Source organism: Flavobacterium rhizosphaerae, from assembly GCF_046000445.1.
GTDB lineage: Bacteria > Bacteroidota > Bacteroidia > Flavobacteriales > Flavobacteriaceae > Flavobacterium > Flavobacterium rhizosphaerae.
The window spans coordinates 163,590-189,407 of the sequence record NZ_JBELPZ010000004.1; the positions used below are offsets into that span (position 1 = coordinate 163,590).

29 protein-coding genes and 1 tRNA gene are annotated in these 25,818 nt (G+C 35.6%); 11 read left to right on the forward strand and 19 right to left on the reverse strand.

Annotated elements, in window-relative coordinates; all coding sequences use genetic code 11:
- Positions 1–7: 7 nt before the first annotated feature.
- The 6 genes from ABS766_RS06320 to ABS766_RS06345 form a co-directional block, all read right to left on the reverse strand.
- Positions 8–613 carry a Maf-like protein gene (locus ABS766_RS06320; protein WP_408084278.1) on the reverse strand — a complete coding sequence of 202 codons (606 nt, stop codon included), beginning with the start codon at positions 611–613 and terminating at the stop codon, positions 8–10.
- A complete protein-coding gene (locus ABS766_RS06325) occupies positions 600–1,496 on the reverse strand; it encodes a UbiA prenyltransferase family protein (protein ID WP_408084279.1) in 897 nt (298 codons plus the stop codon). The genes ABS766_RS06320 and ABS766_RS06325 overlap by 14 nt, the downstream gene beginning before the upstream one ends.
- A 21-nt stretch (positions 1,497–1,517) precedes the next feature.
- Complete coding sequence (locus ABS766_RS06330) at positions 1,518–2,045, reverse strand: KdsC family phosphatase (RefSeq protein WP_408084280.1); 528 nt, start codon at positions 2,043–2,045, stop codon at positions 1,518–1,520.
- Positions 2,029–2,790 carry a Rossmann-like and DUF2520 domain-containing protein gene (locus tag ABS766_RS06335; RefSeq protein WP_408084281.1) on the reverse strand — a complete coding sequence of 254 codons (762 nt, stop codon included), beginning with the start codon at positions 2,788–2,790 and terminating at the stop codon, positions 2,029–2,031. Before ABS766_RS06335 ends, ABS766_RS06330 begins: the two co-directional genes overlap by 17 nt.
- Positions 2,791–2,856: 66 nt before the next feature.
- Positions 2,857–3,264, reverse strand: coding sequence for a glyoxalase (locus tag ABS766_RS06340; RefSeq protein ID WP_408084282.1), 408 nt, complete (start codon positions 3,262–3,264; stop codon positions 2,857–2,859).
- A gap of 88 nt (positions 3,265–3,352) precedes the next feature.
- The gene (locus tag ABS766_RS06345) at positions 3,353–4,609 is read right to left on the reverse strand and encodes an OmpA family protein (protein WP_408084283.1); all 1,257 of its coding nucleotides are present in this window, start codon (positions 4,607–4,609) and stop codon (positions 3,353–3,355) included.
- Positions 4,610–4,716: 107 nt separating this feature from the next.
- Between ABS766_RS06345 and ABS766_RS06350 the strand changes: the two genes are divergently transcribed.
- A complete protein-coding gene (locus ABS766_RS06350; protein ID WP_408084284.1) occupies positions 4,717–6,069 on the forward strand; it encodes an NAD-dependent succinate-semialdehyde dehydrogenase in 1,353 nt (450 codons plus the stop codon).
- Here the strand turns inward: ABS766_RS06350 and ABS766_RS06355 are convergent.
- The 3 genes from ABS766_RS06355 to ABS766_RS06365 all read right to left on the reverse strand — a co-directional run bounded on the left by ABS766_RS06355 (position 6,062) and on the right by ABS766_RS06365 (position 8,098).
- Positions 6,062–6,691, reverse strand: coding sequence for a phytanoyl-CoA dioxygenase family protein (locus tag ABS766_RS06355; RefSeq protein ID WP_408084330.1), 630 nt, complete (start codon positions 6,689–6,691; stop codon positions 6,062–6,064). The genes ABS766_RS06350 and ABS766_RS06355 overlap by 8 nt on opposite strands.
- A 98-nt stretch (positions 6,692–6,789) precedes the next feature.
- Positions 6,790–7,452, reverse strand: a complete 663-nt coding sequence (locus ABS766_RS06360) for a spermidine synthase (protein ID WP_408084285.1) — start codon at positions 7,450–7,452, stop codon at positions 6,790–6,792.
- A 193-nt stretch (positions 7,453–7,645) separates the two neighbouring features.
- Positions 7,646–8,098 carry a helix-turn-helix domain-containing protein gene (locus tag ABS766_RS06365; protein WP_408084286.1) on the reverse strand — a complete coding sequence of 151 codons (453 nt, stop codon included), beginning with the start codon at positions 8,096–8,098 and terminating at the stop codon, positions 7,646–7,648.
- A gap of 286 nt (positions 8,099–8,384) precedes the next feature.
- Between ABS766_RS06365 and ABS766_RS06370 the strand changes: the two genes are divergently transcribed.
- From ABS766_RS06370 to ABS766_RS06385, 4 genes are all read left to right on the forward strand, one after another.
- On the forward strand, positions 8,385–9,545 hold the full coding sequence (locus ABS766_RS06370; RefSeq protein ID WP_408084287.1) for a M14 family metallopeptidase: 1,161 nt from the start codon (positions 8,385–8,387) through the stop codon (positions 9,543–9,545).
- 65 nt (positions 9,546–9,610) lie between these two features.
- On the forward strand, positions 9,611–10,090 hold the full coding sequence (locus ABS766_RS06375) for an Lrp/AsnC family transcriptional regulator (RefSeq protein ID WP_408084288.1): 480 nt from the start codon (positions 9,611–9,613) through the stop codon (positions 10,088–10,090).
- Positions 10,091–10,166: 76 nt separating this feature from the next.
- Positions 10,167–12,743 carry a phosphoenolpyruvate carboxylase gene (locus tag ABS766_RS06380; protein WP_408084289.1) on the forward strand — a complete coding sequence of 859 codons (2,577 nt, stop codon included), beginning with the start codon at positions 10,167–10,169 and terminating at the stop codon, positions 12,741–12,743.
- Positions 12,744–12,745: 2 nt separating this feature from the next.
- The gene (locus ABS766_RS06385) at positions 12,746–13,264 is read left to right on the forward strand and encodes a DinB family protein (RefSeq protein WP_408084290.1); all 519 of its coding nucleotides are present in this window, start codon (positions 12,746–12,748) and stop codon (positions 13,262–13,264) included.
- Positions 13,265–13,271: 7 nt separating this feature from the next.
- Here ABS766_RS06385 and ABS766_RS06390 read toward each other — a convergent pair whose 3' ends face one another.
- The 6 genes from ABS766_RS06390 to aroB all read right to left on the reverse strand — a co-directional run bounded on the left by ABS766_RS06390 (position 13,272) and on the right by aroB (position 17,946).
- Complete coding sequence (locus tag ABS766_RS06390) at positions 13,272–13,769, reverse strand: hypothetical protein (RefSeq protein ID WP_408084291.1); 498 nt, start codon at positions 13,767–13,769, stop codon at positions 13,272–13,274.
- A 92-nt stretch (positions 13,770–13,861) separates the two neighbouring features.
- Positions 13,862–14,167 carry a hypothetical protein gene (locus tag ABS766_RS06395; protein WP_408084292.1) on the reverse strand — a complete coding sequence of 102 codons (306 nt, stop codon included), beginning with the start codon at positions 14,165–14,167 and terminating at the stop codon, positions 13,862–13,864.
- Positions 14,168–14,175: 8 nt separating this feature from the next.
- On the reverse strand, positions 14,176–15,147 hold the full coding sequence (locus tag ABS766_RS06400) for a deoxyhypusine synthase family protein (RefSeq protein WP_408084293.1): 972 nt from the start codon (positions 15,145–15,147) through the stop codon (positions 14,176–14,178).
- Between the two features lie 37 nt (positions 15,148–15,184).
- The gene (locus ABS766_RS06405; RefSeq protein WP_408084294.1) at positions 15,185–16,591 is read right to left on the reverse strand and encodes a type III PLP-dependent enzyme domain-containing protein; all 1,407 of its coding nucleotides are present in this window, start codon (positions 16,589–16,591) and stop codon (positions 15,185–15,187) included.
- Positions 16,592–16,647: 56 nt separating this feature from the next.
- Positions 16,648–16,821, reverse strand: a complete 174-nt coding sequence (locus ABS766_RS06410) for a hypothetical protein (protein ID WP_408084295.1) — start codon at positions 16,819–16,821, stop codon at positions 16,648–16,650.
- A 57-nt stretch (positions 16,822–16,878) separates the two neighbouring features.
- On the reverse strand, positions 16,879–17,946 hold the full coding sequence (aroB, locus tag ABS766_RS06415) for a 3-dehydroquinate synthase (protein ID WP_408084296.1): 1,068 nt from the start codon (positions 17,944–17,946) through the stop codon (positions 16,879–16,881).
- Positions 17,947–18,025: 79 nt separating this feature from the next.
- Here aroB and ABS766_RS06420 point away from each other — a divergent pair, with 79 nt between their 5' ends.
- From ABS766_RS06420 to ABS766_RS06445, 6 genes are all read left to right on the forward strand, one after another.
- The gene (locus ABS766_RS06420; protein ID WP_408084297.1) at positions 18,026–19,195 is read left to right on the forward strand and encodes a proline dehydrogenase family protein; all 1,170 of its coding nucleotides are present in this window, start codon (positions 18,026–18,028) and stop codon (positions 19,193–19,195) included.
- 129 nt (positions 19,196–19,324) lie between these two features.
- The gene (locus ABS766_RS06425; RefSeq protein WP_408084298.1) at positions 19,325–19,582 is read left to right on the forward strand and encodes a hypothetical protein; all 258 of its coding nucleotides are present in this window, start codon (positions 19,325–19,327) and stop codon (positions 19,580–19,582) included.
- A 93-nt stretch (positions 19,583–19,675) separates the two neighbouring features.
- A tRNA-Val gene (locus ABS766_RS06430) sits at positions 19,676–19,750 on the forward strand.
- A gap of 271 nt (positions 19,751–20,021) precedes the next feature.
- Positions 20,022–21,374 carry a site-specific integrase gene (locus ABS766_RS06435; RefSeq protein WP_408084299.1) on the forward strand — a complete coding sequence of 451 codons (1,353 nt, stop codon included), beginning with the start codon at positions 20,022–20,024 and terminating at the stop codon, positions 21,372–21,374.
- Between the two features lie 160 nt (positions 21,375–21,534).
- Entirely contained in the window at positions 21,535–21,852 is a 318-nt protein-coding gene (locus tag ABS766_RS06440) for a type II toxin-antitoxin system HigB family toxin (RefSeq protein WP_408084300.1), read from the forward strand.
- Positions 21,830–22,189, forward strand: coding sequence for a helix-turn-helix domain-containing protein (locus ABS766_RS06445; protein WP_408084301.1), 360 nt, complete (start codon positions 21,830–21,832; stop codon positions 22,187–22,189). The genes ABS766_RS06440 and ABS766_RS06445 overlap by 23 nt, the downstream gene beginning before the upstream one ends.
- 212 nt (positions 22,190–22,401) lie before the next feature.
- Here the strand turns inward: ABS766_RS06445 and ABS766_RS06450 are convergent, their stop codons facing one another.
- The 4 genes from ABS766_RS06450 to ABS766_RS06465 form a co-directional block, all read right to left on the reverse strand.
- Entirely contained in the window at positions 22,402–23,391 is a 990-nt protein-coding gene (locus tag ABS766_RS06450) for a bacteriophage abortive infection AbiH family protein (RefSeq protein WP_408084302.1), read from the reverse strand.
- 60 nt (positions 23,392–23,451) lie between these two features.
- Positions 23,452–23,955, reverse strand: a complete 504-nt coding sequence (locus tag ABS766_RS06455; RefSeq protein ID WP_408084303.1) for a hypothetical protein — start codon at positions 23,953–23,955, stop codon at positions 23,452–23,454.
- Positions 23,956–24,145: 190 nt separating this feature from the next.
- Positions 24,146–25,324, reverse strand: coding sequence for a hypothetical protein (locus tag ABS766_RS06460; protein WP_408084304.1), 1,179 nt, complete (start codon positions 25,322–25,324; stop codon positions 24,146–24,148).
- A gap of 9 nt (positions 25,325–25,333) precedes the next feature.
- On the reverse strand, positions 25,334–25,696 hold the full coding sequence (locus ABS766_RS06465) for a hypothetical protein (protein WP_408084305.1): 363 nt from the start codon (positions 25,694–25,696) through the stop codon (positions 25,334–25,336).
- Positions 25,697–25,818: the final 122 nt, after the last annotated feature.

Below are 25,818 nucleotides of genomic sequence, written 5' to 3' on the forward strand. Positions count from 1 at the left end.
ATTAAGTTTAGTTCCGAAAGTGGGTAATCTCAGCAAAAGTACTCAAATATTGATAGACTTTGTCTACCGGTAGCCCTACTACATTATTATAAGAGCCTTCTATTTTCTGTATGGCAACAAGGCCAATCCATTCCTGAATTCCATAGGCGCCTGCCTTATCAAAAGGCTTATAATTATCAAGATAGAATTTTATTTCCTGGTCTGACAATAGGTTAAAGGTCACTTTTGTGGTTTCGTGTAATACATGCTCCCCATGTTGATGTAGAAAACAAACCGATGTTATTACCTCATGCGTGTTACCGGAAAGCGACTTAAGCATGGCAAAGGCATCATCATAATCTTTTGGTTTGCCCAAAGCCTTACCATTATGCCATACAATAGTATCGCTGGTTATAATTATTTCTTCCGGATTGTGGATGGGTATGTGAGCCTCCGCTTTTAGTTTTGCCAGATAATCGGTTATTTCCGCGCCTTTTAATTCAGGAGGGTATACTTCTTCAACATCTTTAAGGCGTATCTCAAAATCAATATTAAGTTCTTTAAAATAGCGCTGTCTTCGCGGAGATCCTGAAGCAAGTATAATTTTATATTTTTTTAATTTATCCCGTAACATTAAGTTTTATATTATAGGTTATAACCGCTATAGATAACAGGCTGAACAGTGCTACAAAAAACAATACTTTTTCAAGATGCACAAAATCCTTCGGGGTTGCGGCAGTCCATAGTTTTATGTGGTAATAAATAAGCGGCCCAGCAATAAATACAAGTATATAGGCAAAAGCATAAAGCAGGTTAGTGAGGTACATATCTGTATATACCAGTAATAAAAATGGCAAAACCAATGAAACAAAGAAAATTATTTTAGTTGTGCGGGAACGGCCCAACACAATGGGTAGTGTGTTTAAGCCTTCGTTATAATCGCCATCGGTATTAGCAAGGTCATTTATTATGCCGGTAATAAGCGCTAATACAAAAATAAAAACACTATAATCAATAAAAAGGCCCAACAGGGTGCGGGCCATTACTTTATCTGAAAAAGCTACCGAAGGGGAGAGGTCAAACGATATAATGATGAAAAATGGCAATATAGACAGTAAAGCCGCTACAATGTTATTTAAAATCATTACCTGTTTAAGGCTGGTGGCATATATATAAAACACGGCAGCGCCTACAATAAATGCTCCTGTAAAAAAAGGTTTACCAATGTAATTTGCTATATATAGCCCCGATAAAAGGCCTATACCTGTAAGTATGAGGTATATATTAAAAGCTTTGGATTCAGGGATGTCAGTCTGTTTGCCTATCCCCATTACATTATTTACAAAGAAGCCCCCTGCTGCAATAAAAACGCAGGCAACAATTAAAATAAAATAATGCATTGTATTTAATACAGAACTGTAACCCGGTTGTGTTTGCAGTAAACCGAATTTAAAAACCAGCATACCTACAATCAGTAGTAATAAATATTTTATATTTATGTATTTGAGTATCTTCATGTTTGTTTTTAAAATTGTAGGTTAGTCATAACGGGCATTAAAATGTTCCATCCATTTCCCCTGAACTTTCATCACTTGTTCTATAACATCGCGTACACAGCCTGTGCCACCCGTTTTGTGAGATATATATTTGCTTATTTCTTTTATTTCCGGGCTGGCATCCTGTGGGCATACCGGCAATGCTACTAATTGCATTACATAATAATCAGGAATGTCATCGCCCATATATAATACAGTATCAGGATTAATACTGTATATGTCTGTAAATTCTTTAAAAGTTTCTACTTTATCGGGCACACCAAGATAAATATCAGTAATTCCCAGGTTTCTCAGCCTGATACGTACCCCTTCGTTACTACCTCCGGATATGATACAAACAGTATAACCATTTTCAATTGCTGCTTTCATAGCATAACCATCGCGAATGTTCATATTACGAAGCATTTCACCCGTGGGGGAAACATGTATAGTGCCATCTGTAAGCACACCATCCACATCAAAAATAAATGTGGTAATATTATTCATTAGTTCTTTATAACTTTTCTGCATTTGCTTGTATTGATTGTGAAAGCAGGATATAGATTTCCCTTATTTTTTCGTTGGTTAAAAAATTTACGTGTTTTTGAATTGTTAAAATATCATTGCGTATGGCGGGGCCTGTTTGTGCTTGCGTAGGAGGTAAGTCTTGTATTTTAAATGCTGTTTCCTGTATAAGTGGTTTTAATATATCAAACGGCAGGCTATTATCGTCACATATTTTTGAGCCAATCGTATACATGTGGTTAGTAAAATTATTTACAAATACGGCGGCTACATGTAATGCCTGCCTTTGCGCACTGTTTACATTGTAAACATTTTTACTAAGTTTTGATGCCAGTTCTTTTAGGATAGTATAATCGGTTTCATTTTCAGCTTCAAGGCAAAACGGTACCGTATTAAAGTTGATTTCCCTGTTTACTGAAAATGTCTGTAACGGATAAAATACACCACCACGGTTTTTATTGTCGATAGCTTCTAAGCCAAGACTCCCGGATGTATGTACCACAAGTTTATCGGTAAAATTTAATTGGGATGATAATTGCATTACAGCATCATCTTTTACGGCTATTATGTATAAATCAGCATCAACAAGGTTAGTAATATTGTCGGTAATCTGTTCAGGAACCAAAATATTATCAAGCTTTTCCGGATGCCTGGAAAATGCCTGTAAAAGCAATACGTCCGGTACTGCCTTAAGGGCTTTTATAAGGTGTTGCCCTACATTACCGGAGCCTATAACCACAACTTTTAACATGTGGCTAATTTATAAAAATAAATATTGTTTTAAAACAATAAGACTATACTGATGGAGCATAATAAATTATGCCTTACTATTTTCATTTACCAAAAGTTGTACATGGTCCTTAAGCCTGTCTATAAGCAGGTTCATCATACGCTTATTCAGGTTTGATGAGTTTGTTATATATTCTTTATATTCATCTACAGTAAAAAATGCTATAACCATACCTTTAAGCGCATTCCTGAATTTTATATCCTTGTGTATAACGTTATCAATATATTGTAATTTTTTTTCTGTGGAAAGGGTAAAAAAATGGCCTTTTTGTTTTATGGCATAATTTATAAAACTCTGGATAAAAAGATCGTTTTGTAATTTTAAAACCGGACGTATAGTTTGGTTTTGAAAAATTTCTTCTGCTGAAGACTGCGGGTGTAATTCTCCAAGTACATTGCCCCTAAGGGTAAGTATTCCTTCATCTCGGGTGTTCATTTTTATATTCTATTGGTTAGAATATAAAGATAATAAAAAAACCCCTGCTTTAAAGCAGGGGTTTTTACTATATATAATAACTTAATTATTATTTCAGTATAAATGTTACACGTCTTACTATTTGGCGTGCATAAGGTGAATCAGGGTTAACAGATGAATCTTCTCCATTACCAACTATATTTAGCCTTGAAGCTTCAATACCTGAATCAACAAGTATTTTCTTAACATTTTCAGCCCTGCGCTGAGAAAGTTGTTTGTTGTACTCGTTATTACCTACTTCATCAGCATAACCAATTACATCAGCACCGGTACTTGGGTTTTCTTTCAGGTATTTTACAAGGAAGTTAATACCGCCTACAGATTGTGCATTAGGCATATCTTTGTTAAAATCAAAATAAACATTAACATAGCCGCCATTTATTAGCTTAGCTAAATCAAGACCCATCTGACTCCTCATTTCGCTGTTGTTTTCGCTAACTTTAGATTCAACGTATGATTCAAGCTCATCAGGCACACCATTATTATTGCGGTCTATAGTTCTACCTTTACTGTCTACAGCTACACCAGTAATTGTATTTGGTTCAGCATCAAGATAATCTGGCACACCGTCTTTATCTGAATCGTCCATCATGGTTTCAAGTTCGCCAATCCTGTTTTCAAGCTCTTCAAGCTCATCAGATTTTTCATCTACATACCAGTCAGCATGTTCTTCATGTTTACCTAAATAGATGTTGAAACCAATTGTAGCGTGGTAAAGAGTACTGTCAAAACCTTGTTTTCCCTGACGATCGTATTCATTACCATCCCATGTTCTTTGTTGACTAAAGTTATTCAGCATTGTAAAGTTTGCATCAAAAGCAATACGGCGCGATATTTTATACTTAGCACCTATACCCATTACTACGTTTCCTAAACGGTCGTTATAATCAATATTGTCACCTTTAAGCACAGATATACCAACTCCTAAATGTGTATAAAGGTTAAGGCGCTGTGTCCATGTTTGAAAATCAAGTACCCTGCCAAGGTTTATATACGCTTGTAATGTACCACCCATAACATTGGTGTCAAAATCACCACGGCTTATATCATCTTCCTGGAATTTGTCATAATATCCTTCTAACTTCACACCGAATTTTGTATTAAACATATACCTGAAGCCTAAATTAGCGTTAAACAGGTTTGTTGTTTTCATGTGATAGCCTTCAGTCATTGGGTTTGCGGCTTTATTAAAACCACCTCCAAAATCGATTGAAAATTTGTTAAAATCGTTTGCACCAGACTCCTGCGCACTTAGTGAGGTAGTGGCAAGGCCCAGAAATAATAGGGGGAGTACAATTTTCTTCATAATAATTGTTTATTGTTAGCAGTACTAAATAATTTCGGGTAAAAATAGTAAATTTATTTTAAGAAAAATAGTGTTATTTTTAATCAATTTTAAAACAAAAGTAAAAAATGTTTTCAATAATCAATCCTTTTAATTCAGCTTTTTTAGCTGAACACCAATATTTTACTGATCAACAAGCTGAGGCAAAGATAGCAATTGCTCATAATTCATTCTTTAAATGGAGGTTAAACTCTGTAGATGAGAGGTTAAATTTTATTAAAAATTTAAAATTTAGCTTAAAAAAAAACAAAAAATCCTTGGCGGAGTACTGCACTAATGAGATGGGAAAACCCATAAAGCAAAGTATTGCAGAAGTTGAAAAATGCGGTTTGTTGTGTGATTTTTATTTAGATAATGCAGGAACATTTCTAAAAAGCTATAAAATAACTACAGATGGCAGTGAAAGCTACGTTACCCATGAGCCTCTTGGAGTTATTTTGGGGGTTATGCCATGGAATTTTCCGTACTGGCAGGTGTTTCGTTTTGCAATACCGGCAATAATTGCAGGTAACACTGTTGTAGTTAAGCATGCCTCTAATGTGGCTGGGTGTGGTAAAATGCTTGAAGAGCTTTTTATTGATGCAGGTTTTCCCGAAGGTATATACCAAAATTTGCTTATATCCGGCAGCCAGGTAGAAGCTGTAATCAATAATCCGTTAATAAAAGCAGTTTCTCTTACGGGTAGCGAAAAAGCTGGTGCGTCAGTAGCATCTGCTGCGGCAAAGAAAATTAAAAAGGCGGTATTGGAGCTTGGTGGCAGTAATGCACTTATTGTATGTGAAGATGCCGACCTGAATGACACTATTCCTATTGCGGTAAAAGCTAGGATGCAAAATACAGGGCAAAGTTGTATTGCTGCAAAACGTTTTTTGGTACACAATAATATATATAATGAGTTTATAGAGAAATTCACAAGCGCCGTAAAAGAACTTAAAAGTGGCAACCCAATGAATGAAGATACTGATATTGGCCCATTGGCGAGAAAAGACCTTGCTGAAGATGTGGAGAAACAGGTTAACAAATCAGTAGCAATGGGAGCTAAAATAGTTATTGGAGGTAAAAGAAATGAAGCGTTTTATGAGCCAACCGTACTTACAGGGGTTACTAAAGATATGCCTGTTTTTAAAGAAGAAGTATTTGGCCCGGCCGTGCCGGTATTGTCTTTTAATACGTTTGATGAGGCAATACAACTAAGCAATGCAACCGGTTTTGGGCTTGGTGTTTCAGTTTTTACGGGTAATATTAATGATATTAAGCAAAAAATACACTTGTTTGAAGAAGGGGCAGTATTTATTAATGCCATGGTTAAATCAGACCCTGCCTTGCCTTTTGGCGGTGTAAAGCATTCCGGCTTTGGGCGTGAGCTTGCTGAAAATGGTATTAAAGAATTTGTAAACGTAAAAACGGTATATATTAAATAGGGCAGGGCAGCGGTATTTTTTCTGCCCATTCCAACGGTTTGGGCAGAGAGTCTGCCGAAAATTCGATATGGATAACCCTGCGGTTTTTATCGTTTGTTGTTTTAGAAGAGCTGTGCATAAGCAAGGGTTTCATTAGCATTATGCCGCCTTTTGATACTTCGCATACTACTTCATTATCAATATTGATTTTATTTTCCAGCCTTTTAACTCCCTTGAGGTGGGATTTAGGTAATATTTTTAAAGCTCCGTTATTTATATCAGTGTCATCAAGATGTATTCGCACAGTATATATATTCTCAAGAATGCTAACAGGTGGCTGCACTCCATAATAACCTTGTTTTACTGTCCAGGGGCCAAAGCCGCTAATTTTATTTTTATTTGTTACTGAAATACTCAAGTCCTGATGATAAGATACAAACCAGTTTGATTTTCCGGGTTTATCAAAATAAATTGATTTAATAATAAAAAAATTATTACCAAAAATGGTGCTTATCAGGTTTTTAAAACTCTCATTAAATAGTATAGGTAATGCTTGTGGTATTTCAATAAAAAAAGTTCTGATTGCAAAAAGATTTTCTGATTTTCTAAATGATGGTGTTGTAGCATCAGCTTGCTGTATTATTTTTAAACAGACTCAATTTCATCATTACTATATATAGGTTTGGTTATTGCGAAACCATTATTGTCTAATTGAAACTTCAGCGCATCACTATTCATAAATCACCGTAATTTTTTAATAGTAAACAATTCATTATGGTCTTCCACTTTCGGGTACATCCTAACCGAATACGAGGCATCAAAATAAGAGCGATATTTTATATTACGTTTTTTATGCTCGTCATTTAATGTCATTGTATTAAAAAGTATAAAACCATTTATATTAAGCAGGCTATTTATACGGTTTACAAAAAAATCTTCAAATAAAAAACCGGGCATTTCTGCATCCTTAAAAACATCTATAATAATAAGGTCATATTTTATATGGGTTTTAAGCACAAAATCAAAGGCATCATCAATCACTATAGTAAGGTTTTTTACCTTATCAAGGCCAAAATATGTGTTGGCCAGAGAAATAATTTCAGGGTCTATTTCTACCCCGGTTATAGCTCCCTTAAATTTAATTTCCTCGGTTAGTGTTTTTATAACGCTACCACCTGCTACACCAAGTACCAATACTTCATTAAATCTGCGTATCCTTTCAAATCCTATATAAGTAAGGCCTTTGCGCAGTATGCGTTGCAGGCTGCCGTAAGAGTAATTGGTATTTTTAGAGTCTAATACAAGTTTGCCATAATTTAATGTTACTTCCAGCCTGTGGCTGGTTAATGATTTTTTTTTGTAAATATTTATAGGTACCAGGTAGCTTAAAATTTTTTTCAGCATATAAAGCCTGTATATTTAATATTAAGAACAGTTTAACTATTTGTTGGGCTTTGTTAACAAATAAACAGAGTAAATTTATATTATAAAACGAAATAAGTAATAGACGTTACGTTTTAAAATAATTTGTGTTTGTTTTATTGGTTAATGGCCCCGGTGTTTGACTTTTTATAAAGTACAAGCCGGGGTTTTTTATTTAGGGTAAATAATTTTTAAAGGTACCATTTTTATAAAAAATAACAATACGCTCTATTTCAAAATTTTGATCTGTCTGAGATATTTTATCAGAAGATATATTTTGAGGAGTGTTTATTACGGCATCATCATTATTTTCCAGAAGTACTGGTTCACTAAACAAATCCTGTTTGCTATTACTTATAGTACTGTTATTATTAGCAGGGGGGGGCGTGTTTTCCAAATCGCTCTTAGGAAAACTTCCCTTACCTAATAGGAGCCAATATAAGTCTACCTCAGGAAAATTCTCTACAATTTTTAATACAAAATCAAGGCTTGGATTGTTACGCCCTGATAACAGATGTGATAAACCGGAACGCTGCACATTAAGTTTATCTGCAAATGCAGAAGCCGATAAACTATAAAAATCCAGTATTTCTTCGAGTTTTTTTATGAAAGAATCAGTGTTTACCATTGTAAACCAATTTAAAATAATTGAAACGATTACAAATGTAAATCATATTTATTTACTAAACAAACATATATTAATAATAGAAGCTATTATACAAAGTAATTGTTTATTTGAATAGATTTAATTTACTGATTTTTATATATTTAATATATTACATATAGATGTATTTATTATTCAGGGTAAAAAAGTAATAACAAAGATTACAAGTGTAACAAAAAGAAAAATTACTACAGTTTACATTTGTAATATTTAAGATGTTTACTTTTGTAACAAATATATTTATATCAAAATGATTACAGATTTAAACACTTTATATGATACCCATAAACAGCAGGTGCTTGAAGGAAGATATATTACCAATACTGATATTGAGCCTTTATTAGATAAACTCAAAGTTTGTTGTGAGATAAAAGTTGCTGGGTATTCTGTACTTAATAAACCAGTGTATAGTATCAAAGCAGGAGACGGAGATTGTAAGATATTTATGTGGTCTCAAATGCATGGAAACGAATCAACCACCACTAAGGCCATTTTTGATTTTTTAAACTTCTTTATAAGTGACAACGGTATTGCGAAAAAATGGCGAGAGTATTTTACCTTTTATATACTCCCTATCCTCAACCCGGATGGCGCTGAGCTGTATACACGGGCAAATGCAAATAAAATTGATCTTAATAGAGATTCTGTAGCGCTTTCGCAACCAGAAAGCCGCATATTGCGCAAAGAATTTGAATTTTTTAAACCTGATTTCTGTTTTAATATGCATGATCAGCGTACTATATTTGGTGCAGGGGATACCGGTAAGCCGGCAACTGTATCTTTTTTAGCACCTGCGTATAATGAGGAGAGAAGTGTTAACAGTGTAAGGCAAAATGCAATAAATCTTATTGTGGCAATGAATAAAACTTTACAAAATTATATTCCGGGCCAGGTAGGGCGTTTTGATGATTCGTTTAATATTAACTGTATTGGTGATATGTTCCAGTCGTTAAACGTACCAACAATTCTTTTGGAGGCAGGGCATTACGCCGGAGATTATGAACGAGACATTACACGTAAATTTATATTTTTTGCATTATTTTCAGGATTTTACTCAATTAACGAAAACGTTTTAGTTGAAAATAAAAACACAGATTATTTTGATATTCCTCAAAATAAGGTGGTTTTTTATGATATGATATATAAAAAAATTAAAATAAATTATGAAAATAAAGAAATAATTACGAATTTTGCATCACAATATAAGGAAATGTTGTTTGACAAATCTGTAATTTTTCAGTCTATAATTAGCGAAATAGGCAATTTGGAAGGATTTTATGCACATCAGGAATATGATGGAAATGGCGAAGAATTTTTGAGTGCAGATGGTAAAAAATATCCTGTGGCTGGAGAAAATGCGGATTTTTTTATTGGACAAGAAAGAAAATTTATTAACGGCAAAGAGGTATAGTAACATTCCTTATAATGTAACTGGCTTTTCACCTGATTATATATTATAACCTTAAAGAACACATTATGAGTAAATTTCGTTTAGATGAAGTTGATCATCAGATTTTAGATATGCTGATAGACAACACACGGGTGCCGTTTACCGATATAGCAAAAAAACTACTTATTTCTGCGGGAACCGTACACGTAAGGGTTAAGAAAATGGAAGATGCAGGTATTATACAAGGTTCATCTCTTACACTTGATTATGAAAAACTTGGTTATTCATTTATAGCTTATGTAGGTGTTTTTCTGCATAATACATCTCAAACCAAATTTGTGTTAGAGCGTATTAACGAAATTCCTTATGTTACAGTTGCACATGTTACCACAGGAAAATTTAATATATTCTGTAAAATAAGGGCTCGTGATACAAAACATGCCAAAGAGGTGATCTTTCTTATAGATGATATAGAAGGTGTGTACAGAACAGAAACCATGATATCGCTTGAAGAAAGCCTTAACGATAAAAAAAGGCTTATGCATACCATATTTAAAGATTTGTAAGATTTTTTATAAAAACATTAATACCCTCAGGCTTTCAGGCTGAGGGTTTTTTTATTAATTTCAACAAAAAAATAATATGTATCCCACAACCAGAATAGAACGCTTTAATGAAGAGGTGCAGTTAAAGTACCAGCTTTTCAATAGTATTTTTATGACCCTGCCTTTCAGGGAAATAGATAATACAGGTGTCTTGTTGCCTTTGTTTTCAGAAATATGTGAAGAAGGGTACAGGCAGGGCAAAAACCCCGAACAGATATTTAACGGTTTTGCTGAAAAGTATCTACAGGAAGCTGATGAGCAGGAAAAAATAGACCTCATGTTTCGTTTTATACAATACGTAGAAAGGCAAATAGTGCTTTTTGACGCTATTGAAGATGCGGCATTCTCTAAACTACACCATCTTGAAGGTAGTGGTTCTATTAGGGATAGCAGGGAAAAAGCAGAAAACAACGGACTAATGCCCGAACTGAGGGAATTTTTATCTGATTTTCAGGTAAGGCCTGTGCTTACGGCGCATCCAACGCAGTTTTATCCGGGGTCAGTTTTAGGTATTATTACCGATTTGACCGTAGCTATTAAAAATAATAATCTTGGAGATATAAAAAAATTACTGGCACAGTTGGGCAAAACTCCTTTTATAAAAAAAGAGAAGCCTACACCTTATGATGAAGCAGTAAGCCTGATCTGGTATCTTGAAAATGTATTTTACCAGTCTGCGGGAGATATTTCATCTTATGTGCAAGATGCTATCTATAAGGACGGAGCGCTGAAACATCCCGTAGTGGCATTGGGCTTTTGGCCAGGGGGCGATCGTGACGGTAATCCTTTTGTTACTACAGAAACTACCGTTAAAGTAGCCGACAGGCTGCGTACATCAGTATTAAAATGTTATTATAAAGATATACGCCAACTTAAAAGAAAACTAACCTTTAAGGGGGTTAATGATAAACTTGAAGATATAGAGGATAAATTATATCGGTCTGTATATTATTCTAAAGGTGAGATTTTTATCACTCTGGATGAGCTTAAAAAAGCGCTTAGCGAAATACGTGAATTATTAGTAACGCAACACCAATCGCTTTATGCTGATGAGTTGGATGGATTTATTAATAAAGTTAACCTGTTTGGTTTCCATTTTGCCTCATTAGACATAAGGCAAAACAGCCATATACATGACAAAGTTTTTGAAGATGTAATAAAATCTATAGAGGGCGATAACCCTGAAATAAAAGGCTATAAAGGTTTTACTGATGATGAAAAAATAAAAGCATTGGCATCAATTAAAGGTAATATAGTTCCCGAGGATTTTGAAGATGAAAATACCCGTAAGACGTTAGAGAGTATTTTAGTTATTAAGAAAATACAGCAGCAAAATGGTGAACTGGGGTCTAATAGGTATATTATCAGTAATAATGAGAGCGCACTTAATGTGCTTGAATTATTAACATTGTTTGGTTTGTTGGGCTGGAAAAATCCTTCAGTGGATATTGTGCCACTTTTTGAAACTGTGGATGACCTGGAAGATGCAGGCAATGTAATGACGTTGCTGTATGAAAATGAGAAATATGGAGCACATTTAAAAAGCCGTGGCAATAAGCAGCATATAATGCTTGGCTTTTCTGATGGTACTAAAGATGGTGGCTACCTTATGGCTAACTGGGGTATTTATAAAGCTAAAGAAAACCTTACACTTGTGGCGCGTGAGCATGATGTAAAAGTAGTGTTTTTTGATGGACGTGGTGGCCCGCCGGCCCGTGGTGGTGGTAAAACGCATAAGTTTTATGCTTCACTGGGTTCAACTATTGAAAATAACGAAATACAAATTACCATACAGGGACAAACAATAAGTTCTAACTTTGGTACGCTGGATTCCTGTCGTTTTAATTTAGAAAACCTTATAAGTGCGGGTATAACCAATGGTGTATTTAACCGTGATAAAAAGCAGTTTAGTTTAGAGCAGCGTAATCTTTTTGATAAACTTGCCAGCCTTAGTTACGAAAAGTATATGGCTTTTAAGGGGCATCCTAAATTTTTACCTTATCTGGAAAAAATGAGTACACTTAATTATTATTCCAAAGCTAATATAGGCAGCAGGCCCTCTAAAAGAAGCAAATCTGCCGAACTTGATTTTAATGACTTACGGGCTATACCGTTTGTAGGTTCCTGGAGCCAGTTAAAACAAAATGTACCCGGATTTTTTGGTCTTGGTACTGCATTGAACCACTTTGAAAACAATGGGGAGTGGCAACAGGTAAAAGATTTATATGAAGATTCATTGTTTTTCAGGACATTGATTGAAAATAGTATGATGTCGCTAACAAAATCATTTTTTCCGCTTACAGCCTATATGAAAGAAGATGATGAATTTGGAGAATTCTGGCAGATAATTTATGATGAATTTCTTCTTACACAAAAGTTACTGCTTAAAATATCAGGCTATGAAGAACTGATGGAAAATTACCCCGATGGCAGGGCATCTATTAAAGTTCGTGAGCATATTGTATTGCCTTTGCTTACAATACAACAGTACGCCTTAAACCGTATAAGGAAAATGAAACATAATGGTACTGATGATACACTGCTTGAAGTGTATGAAAAAATAGTTACCCGGTCTTTATTTGGTAATATTAATGCAAGCCGTAATTCTGCGTAAAAATGAAGGTAGGTGACTTAGCTCATGATGAGCATGCCCCCTGGCATAAAGATTATTTTAATCTTATAGATGAAAGCTGGAGTCTGGTAGAGGAAATGGAAGTTAGCCTGCACAATTTTATACGGTTTGTGCAGGATATACCCATGGATAAATATGATTACCGATATACTGAAGGCAAGTGGACCATTAAAGAAATTATTCAGCATGTGATAGATGCTGAACGTATATTTGCTTACAGGGCGCTCCGGTTTTCCCGTAATGACAAAACCCTGCTTCCGGGGTTTGATGAAAATGCTTATGCAGTTGCTAACCATGCTAACGAGCGGCATCTGCAAAGCCTGCTAAATGAACTTTCTATGGTTAGGCACAGTAATATTGCATTGTTTAAATCATTTACCCCTGAAGATTTTTTAAAGAGAGGAACAGCTTCCGGATATGTTATAAGTGTGCGTGCTCTGGGTTTTTTAATTATAGGCCATCAAAACCATCATATTAAGGTGTTTAACGATCGCTACCTTTAGTTTTTGTTTAAAAGCAGTCTACTCTTTTTAATACCTGAACAGATGTGTTGTTTTTATCTTTATAGCTCCAGATGCCATTACTTTTTTCTACTTTTTCACCATAAAATATTGTAACGGTAGAGTCTTTTAATATAAAATCTAATTCTTCTTTATATTCCATTCCCTCGGCTTTAGAATTTGCAATAGCGGTGCCTATAGTATCCTTCAGTACGCCTTTAAATGAGCTTAATTTTTTATCTTTTTCATACGGTTTCCAGTTAAAAATGCCTTTTACGCTGTCGCCATAATGCTCTATCTCAAAAATTATACTGTCTCGTATAGATTCATTATTATGTCCTGCTGCTGCCTCAGTTACATTTAAATAACATTGTTTTGTGTTGCCTAATACCGTTTTTGCAGGTTGCTTATCCTGAGGTACACTATTATTTTGCTCTTTGCTATTTTTGCAAGCGCCAAAAACAATGGTGCATATTGCCGTAAATACAATTATTTTTATGTTGCTCATAGATGTTTTTTAGTAAAATTAAAGCGTTTAAAACAAAAAAAGAACCTTTTTAAAGGTTCTTTAAGTTATAATAGCAAATACTTTATTTGCCGCTACTCATTATCATCGTCTGGTTCTTCATCGGCAATTTCAAGATCTTTTAATGCATCAAGATCATCTGCTGGTTCATCAACCATATCGTCATCTTCAAAATTCTCAATTCTGTCAGCAAGTTTGGTGCTCACTTTTACAAGATAAATGGTGTCTTCAGTTCTCACTTCAACGGCTTCAATGGTTTCATTTTTAGCATTTTTAAAGCGAATAATGTGAGAATCATCATAACCATCAGGAAATTTTTCAACCAGCAGGGTTAAAATTTCGTTAGTTAATTTAGCGTAGTCAACAATAACTCTTTTCATACAGTTAATTATAAATCTAATAAGTAAGCAAATATAAGTGGTGCAACTATTGTCGCATCGCTTTCAATAATAAATTTTGGTGTATTAATATCCAGTTTTCCCCATGTAATTTTTTCGTTTGGCACAGCGCCGGAATAAGATCCATAACTTGTTGTAGAATCTGATATCTGGCAGAAATAGCTCCAGAAAGGCACATCATGCATCTCCATATCCTGATACAGCATTGGAACCACACAAATAGGAAAATCACCTGCAATGCCGCCGCCAATTTGAAAGAAGCCTACGCCATTATCACTGTTTTTTGTGTACCAGTCTGCCAGGAAGGTCATATATTCTATACCACTTTTCATGGTGCTGGCTTTTAGCTCTCCCTTAATTACATAAGAGGCAAAAATATTACCCATAGTACTGTCTTCCCATCCGGGTACTATAATAGGCAGGTTTTTTTCAGCTGCGGCATACATCCAGCTGTCTTTCAGGTCAATTTCATAATATTCTTCAAGAACACCACTTAGCAGCATTTTATACATAAATTCATGCGGAAAATAACGCTCGCCTTTTTCTTCTGCTTCTTTCCATATTTTGTGAATATGCTTTTGTAGCCTGCGGAATGCCTCATGCTCGGGTATACAGGTATCTGTTACACGGTTAAGGCCCCTTTCCAGTAAATCCCATTCCTCCTGTGGGGTAAGGTCACGGTAATTAGGGACCCTTTCGTAATGAGAGTGTGCCACAAGGTTCATAATGTCTTCTTCAAGGTTTGCGCCTGTGCACGAAATAATCTGTACTTTATCCTGGCGAATCATCTCGGCAAATATTTTGCCCAGTTCTGCCGTACTCATGGCCCCGGCAAGGGTAACCATCATTTTTGCGCCATCCTCTAATTGTTTTTCATAAGCTTTGGCAGCATCTACAAGTGCCGCAGAGTTAAAATGCAGATAATATTTTTCGATAAACTGGCTTATGGGTCCTTTACTCATCTGTTATGTGTTTGTGCGTGTAAATATATATAAGTTTTTATTTTTTTCCTTTTCCGTACCCTAAAATATTAAGCACATCTTCGGCATTCTGCTCTTCAGAGAAAACTTCAGTGGCTAAAAAGCCATTTTCGTCACGGTCTATCAATACATGTTTTGGCTGTGGTATAAGGCAGTGGTGCAACCCGCCATAACCCCCAATTGATTCCTGGTAAGCGCCGGTATTAAAAAACCCAATATACAATGGCTTGTCTTTGTTATATTTTGGTAGGTATATGGCACCAAGGTTTTGCTCCGAGTTATAATAATCGTCACTATCGCAGGTTAGCCCACCTAAAAGTACCCTCTCATACTGGTCATTCCACCGGTTAATGGCCATCATTATAAAACGTTTGTTAATGGCCCACGTATCAGGTAAGGTAGTAATGAAAGAAGAATCTATCATGTTCCATTTTTCCCTATCGTTTTGTTGTTTCTGATATAATACCTCATAAATGGCACCAGCACTCTCGCCAACAGTGAATGAGCCAAATTCAGTAAAAATATTCGGGACCTCTACATCCGCCTCATCACAGGCAATTTTAATCTGGTTTATAATCTCACTCACCATATACTGGTAATCATATTCAAAATGCAATGAGTTTTTTATAGGAAACCCTCCGCCAATATTAAGGCTGTCTAATGACGGACATTCTTTTTTAAGGCTTATATATACTTTTAAGCATTTTGATAGCTCATTCCAGTAATATAGGGTGTCTCGAATACCGGTATTGATGAAAAAGTGTAGCATTTTAAGCTCCACATTGGGATTGTCATGAATCTGTTTACGGTAAAACGGGACAATGTTGCGGTATCCAATACCTAACCTTGAAGTATAAAATTCAAATTTGGGCTCTTCTTCGGCGGCAATACGTATACCTACTTTAAATTTGCCTTTTATTTCATCCTGCAACAGGTCAAACTCTTCATAATTATCAATTACAGGTATAGTATTGTCATGTCCGTTGTTTATAAGGCGGGCAATATTTGTAATATATTGGTCGCGCTTAAAGCCATTACACACTACAAAGGTCTTGTTATTTATTTTTCCGCTTTCAAGCAGTTTTTCAACTATGTTTATATCAAAAGCAGACGAAGTTTCAATATGGATATTATTTTTAAAAGCCTCGTTCATTACATATTCAAAATGTGAGCTTTTAGTGCAATAACAGTAATAATATTCGCCTTCATAATTATACTTTTCACGCGCAGCCCTAAACCAGTCTTTTGCTCTGCGAATATTGTTAGAAATCTGTGGCAGATAGGTAAATTTAAGTGGTGTGCCGTATTGTTCTACCAGCTTCATCAGGTCTATATTGTGCCAAAGCAGGTGGTCTTTATTAAGGGTGAATTCTTCTTGTGGGAAATAAAAAGTCTGGTCTATAAGGTCAAAATATCTTGTATTCATGTTAAGTTATTAGGGGTGAGGAATTAAGTTATAAAAAGCAAATAAATAACTAATTATCAAACCCTTATGTTGGCATAAATAATTGAAAGTTTTTCACGGCCCATACCATTGCTCAACAGGATATTGGCTATTACACTTTTTTTAAAATGTACAACAGTTTTTCCTGTATGTACAAGAATTGGATATAGTATGCGGTATACGGCGAAAAACGTGTTAAAAACTACTTTCATCACAGCAAATGTAAAAAATAATGCAGCGTATTTAAAAACAAAAACCTTAAAAAAATGTTAGTTTTGATAATCCTGAAAGGCATTGAATATCAAACTATTTGATAACTGTTTATCAACAATTGTTTTTCCTATTCCGTTAAGTAAAACAAATTGTACCTTTCCCGCATCATTTTTTTTGTCGTGAGAAAGTAATAAAATAATCTCATTTATATCTTCATTAGTAAAAGCTACACGGGGATAAAAACCTGTAAAGGCTTTTTTAATTTCTTTATACTCATTTTCGGATAGTAAACTAAGTTCCTTAGATAAATACGCCTCTGTAACCATACCCACTGCAATAGCTTCACCGTGCAAAAGTGTTTCTTTATTAATATTTGCAAGGCAATATGATTCCACAGCGTGGCCTATAGTGTGCCCAAAATTGAGGGTTTTACGTATGCCTTTTTCGGTGGGGTCTTGTAATACTATATTGTTTTTAATTGTAACAGAAGTATAAATAAGGTCTTCAAGATCTTCTGTTGTAAGATCATTAAGGTTATTTAGTTTCCACCAGTATTCAGTATCGGCAATAAGGCCATGTTTAAGCATCTCTGCGAGTCCGGAACGCATTTGGTTAGCAGGTAATGTATTAAGGTATTCCTTGTCAATCAGCACAGCAACCGGATTAATAATGATACCTACCTGGTTTTTTAGCACACCGAGGTCAATACCTGTTTTGCCTCCAACAGATGCATCAACCATTGCCAATAGGGTAGTGGGGATATTTATAAATGCTATACCTCTTTTAAATGTAGCGGCTACAAACCCTCCCATATCGGTAATTACACCACCGCCAAGGTTAACCAAAAGGCTTTTTCGGTCGGCGCCTAAATCGGTGAGCGCCTGCCATAATTCAGTACATGTAAGAATGTTTTTATGCTCTTCTCCCGGCTCAATTTCTATAATTTCAAAAGGAATATCCGTAGCCAGATTTGCCAGGAATTGTGGTAGGCAATATTGCGACGTATTAGAATCGGTCAATACAAATATCTTAGAGTAAGGTGTTTGCGATAAATGTTGTTTCAGGAAAGTATAGCAATGTTCCCCAAAAAAAATATTGTGCCCGTTTGTTTGTATGGAATGCATGAAATATAATTTTACTAAAGGGCAAAATAAAGTAATTTATTATGGAGCAGTAATTATATTTGCACAAATTTTGGAAATAATGGAAAAAATCTTCGACAATACTGAAGATGCCTTTGCCTTAAAGAGCGATACGGAACTGGATAGGGCTTACTTTTTATTTAAAATGATAGCATCTGAGCCTTTGGTAAAAATAGGGACAGCTGTAACTAACTTTGCTTTAAAGGCGCACCTGCCTGTTGAAGGCCTTATACGGGCTACTGTTTTTGACCACTTTTGTGGAGGTACAACAGAAGAAGATTGCTTGCCGGTAGTGCATAAAATGTATACTAAAGGGGTTTCATCTATATTAGACTACTCTGTTGAAGCAAAAGAAGAAGAAGAAGAGTTTAATAAAGCACTTAAAACAACCCTTAACACTATAGATTTCTCTAAAGAGCATACCGCTATACCTTGTGCTGTTTTTAAACCTTCGGGATTTGGTCATTTTGATCTTTTTGTTAAGAAAGGCGAAGGAAAACCTTTTAACGAAGCTGAAACGGCAGAATGGGATCATATTGTACATCGTTTTGATAAAGTATGTAAAGAAGCTTATAACGATAATGTTGTATTGCTCATTGATGCTGAAGAAAGCTGGATGCAACATGCTGCTGATGAAATTGTTGAAACAATGATGATGAAGTATAATAAGGAAAAGGCTATAATTTTTAATACACTACAAATGTATAGATGGGATAGGCTTGACTATTTAAAAAAGCTTCATCAAAAAGCTTTAGAGCAAGGGTTTTATATAGGAATGAAGGTTGTACGCGGCGCTTATATGGAAAAAGAGAATAAACGCGCTACGGAAATGGGTTATCCCTCCCCAATATGTGAGAACAAGCAGGCCACTGATGCAAATTATGATTCAGCAATTTCCTATATGTTACAGAATCTTGATAGAATGAGTATTTTTGCAGGAACTCATAATGAAGAAAGTAACTATACTCTTATGAGATTAATGAAGGAAAATGGTATTGCAAATAATGATAGCAGGATATGGTTTGGCCAATTATTTGGAATGAGTGACCATATTAGTTTTAACCTTGCCAAGCACGGATATAATGTTGCTAAATACCTGCCGTTTGGCCCAGTAAGAGATGTAATGCCTTACCTGATACGCAGGGCAGAGGAAAACACTTCTGTAGCAGGGCAAACCAGCAGGGAGCTTACCCTTATAAGTACAGAACGTAAACGTAGAAAAACAGACTAAATTATTACTATGAAATTTTATCAACGGCTAGCATATTACCTTTTAGGATTGTTTATAGGCAGTCTATTTTTATATTTTATTTTTAACAATAAGCAAACCGAATTTTGTTATTTGCCCAATTGCAGGGTTTTGAAAGATATAAGAAATAAAAAAATGGTAGTGAGCGACTCTGCCCAGGTGAAATTGAACCAGGACTGGGTTACTATGGATGATATAACCAATACACTTACTTATGGAGACGTTGATTTTTCATTAAGTAATAAACCCCAGAAAGGTGGTGGAAAATTATATGTAATAGAAGGACGTAATGCTAATAATGAGGATATTATAATTCACATAATAAATTTTACCAATAAGGCAGAATTAAAAGATATAGTTCACCCTTAAAAATATTTATAAAAAAGCTTGTGGATACAAATACTAAATGTATTTTTGCACTTTCTATACGGAACTGGTTACAGTGGTATAGCAAAACAATAAGGGCGATTAGCTCAGTTGGTTCAGAGCACCTCGTTTACACCGAGGGGGTCGGGGGTTCGAATCCCTCATCGCCCACTAAAATCTAACTTTATTTTTTATAAAGTAAGCTAAATCACAGAAAACCTGCACTTTAAGAGTTGCAGGTTTTTTTTTATTTTATCCCTGTACAGTCGAAATTTTGGAAAAATACATGGCCTTTTATGGCGCTTTTGTGGCACATTGAAGGGGTGAGCAAATGTGCCACAGAATGTAAATTAAGATTTTGATTATCAACTGATAAGCCTGCTTAACATCTTGTTTTAAGGACGCTATAATTCTAATTTTATTAACTTAAAAATGTTGAATTATGCTAGCAGCAAGTTTTGGGATGACCTTCTTTCTGAAGACCCCGCGAAAAGAGACCAATGAGAAAATGATTTACCTGAGGATTACCGTTGATGGAATCCCCAAAGAAACCTCCACCAGGAGAAAGTGGGATGCCACTCGATGGGATCAGGGTAAAGAGCGTGCCACAGGAAACCGGGAAGATGCCCGTACCACGAATTTCTTTTTAGATACCCTACAGACAAAAATCCACCAGTACATTAATGACCTGATTAATCACGGCAGGCCTATTACAAGCCAGAAGCTGATGGATTTTGTATTAGGCAAGTCAACTGACAAAGCGATGATTGTGGAAGAGTTTCAGTTGCATAATGATGAGCTTCTCGCTTTGGTGAAAAGAGGCGAATATGCCATTGGTACCCATACACGGTTTGAAATATCCAAAAGACACCTGAAGGAATTTGTCCGTTTTAAATACGACGTGCAGGATATGGATTTTAGGGAACTGAACTTTGAATTCATTAAAGACTATGAATTTTATCTGAAGACTGTAAAGAATATCAGTAATAATACAGCAGTGAAGTACATCACCAACTTTAAAAAGATTGTATTGAGAGCTATTGATAAAGAAATTATCTCTAATGATCCCTTTAAACGGTTTAAGGCTAAAAAAGTAAAAGTGCCTAAGAAACCATTAAGTAGTTATGAATTGGCACTAATTGAAAATCATTTGTTTTCCACACCTCGCCTGGCACAGATCAGGGACATTTTTGTTTTCCAGTGCTACACCGGACTGGCTTATATTGATGCTTTTAACCTGAAGAAGTCCGATATTAAGATTGGCATTGACGGAGAGATGTGGATTATTACAGAAAGACAGAAAACCGGAAGCAACATCAACATTCCACTATTGCCGAAAGCGAAAGCGATTATGGAACGTTACAAAGACCATAAGCTTTGCCTGGAGCGTAATTCTGTATTGCCGGTAACCTCCAACCAAAAGATGAATGCCTACCTTAAGGAAATAGCTGAACTGTGCGGTATCGAAAGCACATTAAACACCCACAAGGCCAGGCGTACCTTTGGAAGCACCGTAACGCTCAATAATGATGTTCCTATCCATGTAGTGAAAGAACTCTTGGGACACCAGTCGGTAAAACAGACTGAGGAATATGCCATAACGGAGCAGCAATCCGTTGGAAGGGAAATGAAACAGTTGCAGATGAGGCTAAACCAAAAAACAGAACTCCCCGATGACCCGATGGCTGCTAATGTTTTAAAGATGCAGCAAGAAATTAACTCGCTTAGAAAACAGCTAGAGATTACCAGCGAGGCTAAGCCTGAAATCAAAAGTGTACTTAGGATATGTAAATAAGGTTTTCTACAATTGTTGCCGCACTGCGGCAACAATTGTAAACTACACTTAATCAATATTCTAAATTGTCTCATCACTGATGAGACAATTACAAAAAACGGGAACTTAAAATTTATAAACAACAATGTAACCAAATTGGTAACATTTTAATATATTTGCAATGAGGATTATTGCTGTAAAAACATTAAAAGAATTCTGGGAGCAATATCTGGATTCTGAAAGGCCGCTGCAATATTGGTATAAGGATGTGGAGGCTGCTGATTGGAATAACCCAAACGAACTAAAGAACCAATTTGGCAATGCGTCAATACTGACAAACAAACGAGTTGTTTTTAATATACATGGCAATACCTACCGGCTGATCGTAGATATTGAATACCGTTTGAAGATAGTATTCATAGTCTGGATAGGGACACACAAAGAATACGATAAGATTAATGCAAAAGAGATTAGCTATGTTAAGACTGATAAAAAATGATGCACAACATGAAGATACCCTTTCGCGTATCTACGAATTGATGCAACTTGATTTGCAACCGGATACTGAGGAATCAGACGAATTGGAAATCCTTTCGATGTTGGTTAAAAAATATGAAGATGAACATTATCTAGTCCCAGAGCCTACGCCTTTAGAAGCTATAAAATACAGGATGGAGCAGATGAATATTTCAGATGCCGAACTTTCCGAAATTTTAGGCGCACGTTCTCGCAAATCTGAAATCCTGTCCGGTAAAAGAAAACTTAGCCTTTCAATGATTCGGGCTTTAAAAGAGAAACTAAATATATCTGCGGATATATTGATACAGCTTTACTAAAAGCATCAAGTGTTTGAATATGATTATTTATAATTGTCGCCATACTTCGGCGACAATTTTTTATTAAACATCGATTCATCCAGATTCAAACGTATGTTTGCAATTCTTAAACAGTGAGCGAAATACCCACACCATAAAAGATTGCAATAAATGGAAAAGTCGGTTAAATTAGTACCTGGATCATTCCTTTGAAAAGATTAGTCTTCGGATTCTTATTGGTTACCGGAGTGAAAATCAATCTCTAATTGGTTATTATTTACTTGAATTGAAGAAAGTTTAATAAGTTCATAATTGCTTTCTTCAACACCAATTTTGTTGAGTACTTTCTTGTAGCCTTCAATACTTTCATTGCTATAATAAGATACTATCCATTTTGTGTCCTTTTTGGTAGAGTCGAATATTTTTTCAAAGTAAGGCAAATCTACTGGCGACATCGAATGCCCAAAGACAAATATTGTTTCGACATCCGTTAGTTTCGAAAAGAAATTTTCATTATCTGCAATTATTTTTTCAGTTGGTTTATGCATATCCGTAAAAAACTTCATCAAAGAATCTTTTCCCGAGTCGTATGGATAATCATAACTTTGATGTTCCTCATACCAATCCTGCAAATATTCTGGATCTAAATCTTCAGGTGGCTCAGGTAAAACTTCTTCAAATTCTTTAGGGTCAATTCCATGACCTAGAATTATATATTCGCAATCTGAATTCGCACAATGGTGAATGTAATTGATTGAATCCTTTGGAATTCCATAAACGGATTCTAGGGTTTCAGTATAGTTGAAATTTAGATATAACGCGTCGTTTTCTAATTGCACTTTCGACTCTAGTATGTCGACGGGAATTTTTACCTTTAGGATAAAATTTCTAAATTGATTTAATAATCCATCTGTTAGAAGGTCTTTTATATCTGTTACAACGCTTTCAAATGTATGCCAATCGCGGTCTCTGAAATCTTCGCTTGAGATGTTAGGTAAATAATCGGCATTATCTGATAATATTTCACTAGCATCTAAATATGCCAAATTCTCTTCAAATTTTGCCCATAAATCATCCTCATCTTCAGGCAGTGATATGAATTTCTCTAATAAATCATACAAATCTCGATCTTTTTCTTTGAGGTACTCTGCAAACGCATAATAGCTGGTTTTTAGTCCGTGATGGATGTCAAAGCCATTTCCTATAATATAGAGTTTCTTCATGGATTTTGGTCGGTTTTTATTGTTGGCAGCCAATAACGTATGGTCGCTAATGGCAGTTATCTAAGGGATTTCAGTCAAAACGTGTGGCTTACAATTTTCATATATTTCTTCAAGCGCCTTTAAGACCTCGGCCAAGTCAAACGATTCACCTCGAAAAACCAAAGTATTGTTGAGTGAATTATAACCACGGTGGCTATTCCCCAATCCAGACATGGAGGGATTCATTGCCAAATCAACATACACACCTCCTGAGCGACTTTGAAACCATTCTTCAATTCTCTCATCGTAATGTTCAAAATGATTGCGGAACTTGCGGCTAGAGAGAAGATTGTTTTCCTCTACTTTGAGTAATTGTCGTAACCTTTCACCTCGAATTTTATATTTATGGCTTGGCCAAAGGATCTTGGAAACATTTCCTGCAGCTACGAGTATAGACTGGATGGAACACCAGACTTCAATACGGTCAAAAGTGTTGCTGGTTTCTTCTAACCGTTCGGAAGCTCTGTGTGCAATTTTTGACTGCAACACAACCTCTCCTATAAAAATCAGATCATGAAATTCCATTCTTAAATAAGATTTCGATAATTATACACTTAAACGATATGGGCTAGAATTTCAGTAACTATTTCTGTAAACGCTAAACCATGTAATTTTCATGGCGACACCCGGACTCTGCGCTATATCTTTCCGTGAAAGGATGCCGCTGCTATCCCTGTCGCGGACAACAAAGAGGCTTTAAATTTATCAGTTCTACTTAAAATTTGTAATTGAAGCCCAAGGAATATACCTGGTCATCTTTTGCATCAAAGGGAAGCCTTCCCGTGGCATAACTCACATAGAAACCGGAAGTAGACTGCAGTGCCATGACAAAATAATTTATGGTACTGAGATTAGCGTCTTTGATTTGCCTTGGCGCATCGATTTCTTGATACAGTCGGTAATTTGCGTTAAAAAAAATATTTTCCTTATTAATTCTGGAAATAAAAGTCCTGAAGCTTGTCTCAAACTTGAATCTTGGAAAAGGGTCAAGGTCTCCAACCAAATTGTCCCTTACCGTATCCTTATCTGGAATTACGTAATCACATCCAAACTGTACTGTTGGAAGGGTTGAACCATATGCCGTTATAGTTTCATCAGTTCCTGTTATCCATCTTAATAAAGCAAATGGGTAGTCAAATATATTGAACTTTGACAATGGATCTTCAGTATTCCATGCCTTGGCACCAAGATCGACTATTAAACCCGGCGTAAATTGTGTCTTGGTAAAATCCTGATTCGATTCGAAAGCAAATTTTGGTGAGAAAGCGTAATAGTACTGGTTGGATAATTTTAGGTTTTGCCCGAATTCTTCCCATAATGCAATGGCTTCCTTGCTCTTCATATCCTTAATTTTCACAAGCTTGAAATCTATTTCATTTAGTTTTGTGAAAATTACGGAATCGTTTTGCTTGGCCACGCCGCCACTAAAATGGGCATAGCTGTAATTAACTTTTGTTTCTAAAAAGTTGTTTGGGTTGGCATCTCTATTTATTGCAACGTTCCCTTTTGCCGAGAGCCCAAAAGTGTGTGAGATTCTGTGACGATCCTTCTCGATGAACTTGGCATAATCAAAGTTGAAGTCATAGCTAAAACCTAATGAGGTAGTAGTGCTATCCTTAGATTGAAAAGTCTTGAAAGTAATATTTAAATCGTTCAGGAACTTAAATTTGCTGTCCTCACTGATGTAGCTCTGCTTGATAAAGTTTTGCCACAAAGTGTTATAGAGTTCAGGATTTTTTATAATGCCGTCAACGGCATTCTTAATTTCATCTTCACTTTTATTTGCTGCTCTTAATACGGTGACCAAGTCATTTATTTGCTTATCGGAAATTTGGGCATAGCCGGAAAAAGAGATAAAGAAGAAAAGAAGAAGAACTAGGTAGTGTTTTTTCATGGTTCTGGATTATTGATTTGACAAAGTTGATTCTCCCCAGAATTTGTACGCATCATCCACGGCTTTAGCCAGATCCTTTACCATCTTCTTACTATCAGTAAGGACTTTTAAGATGCTGGCTATCGCTTTTGTCCTGTCAATGGCGTTTTCATATTTGGCCCCACGGCCAATCCTGAAAACGTAGTCCAATTGATCCGCAATAATTGTTGCTTGTTGTTTCCTGAATTCAGCACTTCCTAATGTATTGTAAAACGTTAGTTCGCTCATGGGTAATTCTCCGCTATCATCAAAATTTGTAAATAGCTGCTGCATGTAATAAAGTGTAGACCACAAAGTTGTGCAGGCCCTGTTGTTAGGTGACCAATCTGCCATAGTAGGTTTGTTTGATGTTAAACTTGAGTTTGAAAGTTATAATTCCATTATCGGTTAAAAAATACCCAAGAATAGGTATTTTTAATCTCAAATATAAAAAGTTTTCGGTAATTGGATATAGG

What these genes read in the sequence shown, in the direction of transcription:
- ABS766_RS06320 (WP_408084278.1), bottom strand. Translation starts at nt 613, where the DNA reads ATGTTACGGGATAAATTAAAAAAATATAAAATTATACTTGCTTCAGGA.
- ABS766_RS06325 (WP_408084279.1), bottom strand. Translation starts at nt 1,496, where the DNA reads ATGAAGATACTCAAATACATAAATATAAAATATTTATTACTACTGATT.
- ABS766_RS06330 (WP_408084280.1), bottom strand. Translation starts at nt 2,045, where the DNA reads ATGCAGAAAAGTTATAAAGAACTAATGAATAATATTACCACATTTATT.
- ABS766_RS06335 (WP_408084281.1), bottom strand. Translation starts at nt 2,790, where the DNA reads ATGTTAAAAGTTGTGGTTATAGGCTCCGGTAATGTAGGGCAACACCTT.
- ABS766_RS06340 (WP_408084282.1), bottom strand. Translation starts at nt 3,264, where the DNA reads ATGAACACCCGAGATGAAGGAATACTTACCCTTAGGGGCAATGTACTT.
- ABS766_RS06345 (WP_408084283.1), bottom strand. Translation starts at nt 4,609, where the DNA reads ATGAAGAAAATTGTACTCCCCCTATTATTTCTGGGCCTTGCCACTACC.
- ABS766_RS06350 (WP_408084284.1), top strand. Translation starts at nt 4,717, where the DNA reads ATGTTTTCAATAATCAATCCTTTTAATTCAGCTTTTTTAGCTGAACAC.
- ABS766_RS06360 (WP_408084285.1), bottom strand. Translation starts at nt 7,452, where the DNA reads ATGCTGAAAAAAATTTTAAGCTACCTGGTACCTATAAATATTTACAAA.
- ABS766_RS06365 (WP_408084286.1), bottom strand. Translation starts at nt 8,098, where the DNA reads ATGGTAAACACTGATTCTTTCATAAAAAAACTCGAAGAAATACTGGAT.
- ABS766_RS06370 (WP_408084287.1), top strand. Translation starts at nt 8,385, where the DNA reads ATGATTACAGATTTAAACACTTTATATGATACCCATAAACAGCAGGTG.
- ABS766_RS06375 (WP_408084288.1), top strand. Translation starts at nt 9,611, where the DNA reads ATGAGTAAATTTCGTTTAGATGAAGTTGATCATCAGATTTTAGATATG.
- ABS766_RS06380 (WP_408084289.1), top strand. Translation starts at nt 10,167, where the DNA reads ATGTATCCCACAACCAGAATAGAACGCTTTAATGAAGAGGTGCAGTTA.
- ABS766_RS06385 (WP_408084290.1), top strand. Translation starts at nt 12,746, where the DNA reads ATGAAGGTAGGTGACTTAGCTCATGATGAGCATGCCCCCTGGCATAAA.
- ABS766_RS06390 (WP_408084291.1), bottom strand. Translation starts at nt 13,769, where the DNA reads ATGAGCAACATAAAAATAATTGTATTTACGGCAATATGCACCATTGTT.
- ABS766_RS06395 (WP_408084292.1), bottom strand. Translation starts at nt 14,167, where the DNA reads ATGAAAAGAGTTATTGTTGACTACGCTAAATTAACTAACGAAATTTTA.
- ABS766_RS06400 (WP_408084293.1), bottom strand. Translation starts at nt 15,147, where the DNA reads ATGAGTAAAGGACCCATAAGCCAGTTTATCGAAAAATATTATCTGCAT.
- ABS766_RS06405 (WP_408084294.1), bottom strand. Translation starts at nt 16,591, where the DNA reads ATGAATACAAGATATTTTGACCTTATAGACCAGACTTTTTATTTCCCA.
- ABS766_RS06410 (WP_408084295.1), bottom strand. Translation starts at nt 16,821, where the DNA reads ATGAAAGTAGTTTTTAACACGTTTTTCGCCGTATACCGCATACTATAT.
- aroB (WP_408084296.1), bottom strand. Translation starts at nt 17,946, where the DNA reads ATGCATTCCATACAAACAAACGGGCACAATATTTTTTTTGGGGAACAT.
- ABS766_RS06420 (WP_408084297.1), top strand. Translation starts at nt 18,026, where the DNA reads ATGGAAAAAATCTTCGACAATACTGAAGATGCCTTTGCCTTAAAGAGC.
- ABS766_RS06435 (WP_408084299.1), top strand. Translation starts at nt 20,022, where the DNA reads ATGCTAGCAGCAAGTTTTGGGATGACCTTCTTTCTGAAGACCCCGCGA.
- ABS766_RS06440 (WP_408084300.1), top strand. Translation starts at nt 21,535, where the DNA reads ATGAGGATTATTGCTGTAAAAACATTAAAAGAATTCTGGGAGCAATAT.
- ABS766_RS06445 (WP_408084301.1), top strand. Translation starts at nt 21,830, where the DNA reads ATGTTAAGACTGATAAAAAATGATGCACAACATGAAGATACCCTTTCG.
- ABS766_RS06450 (WP_408084302.1), bottom strand. Translation starts at nt 23,391, where the DNA reads ATGAAGAAACTCTATATTATAGGAAATGGCTTTGACATCCATCACGGA.
- ABS766_RS06455 (WP_408084303.1), bottom strand. Translation starts at nt 23,955, where the DNA reads ATGGAATTTCATGATCTGATTTTTATAGGAGAGGTTGTGTTGCAGTCA.
- ABS766_RS06460 (WP_408084304.1), bottom strand. Translation starts at nt 25,324, where the DNA reads ATGAAAAAACACTACCTAGTTCTTCTTCTTTTCTTCTTTATCTCTTTT.
- ABS766_RS06465 (WP_408084305.1), bottom strand. Translation starts at nt 25,696, where the DNA reads ATGGCAGATTGGTCACCTAACAACAGGGCCTGCACAACTTTGTGGTCT.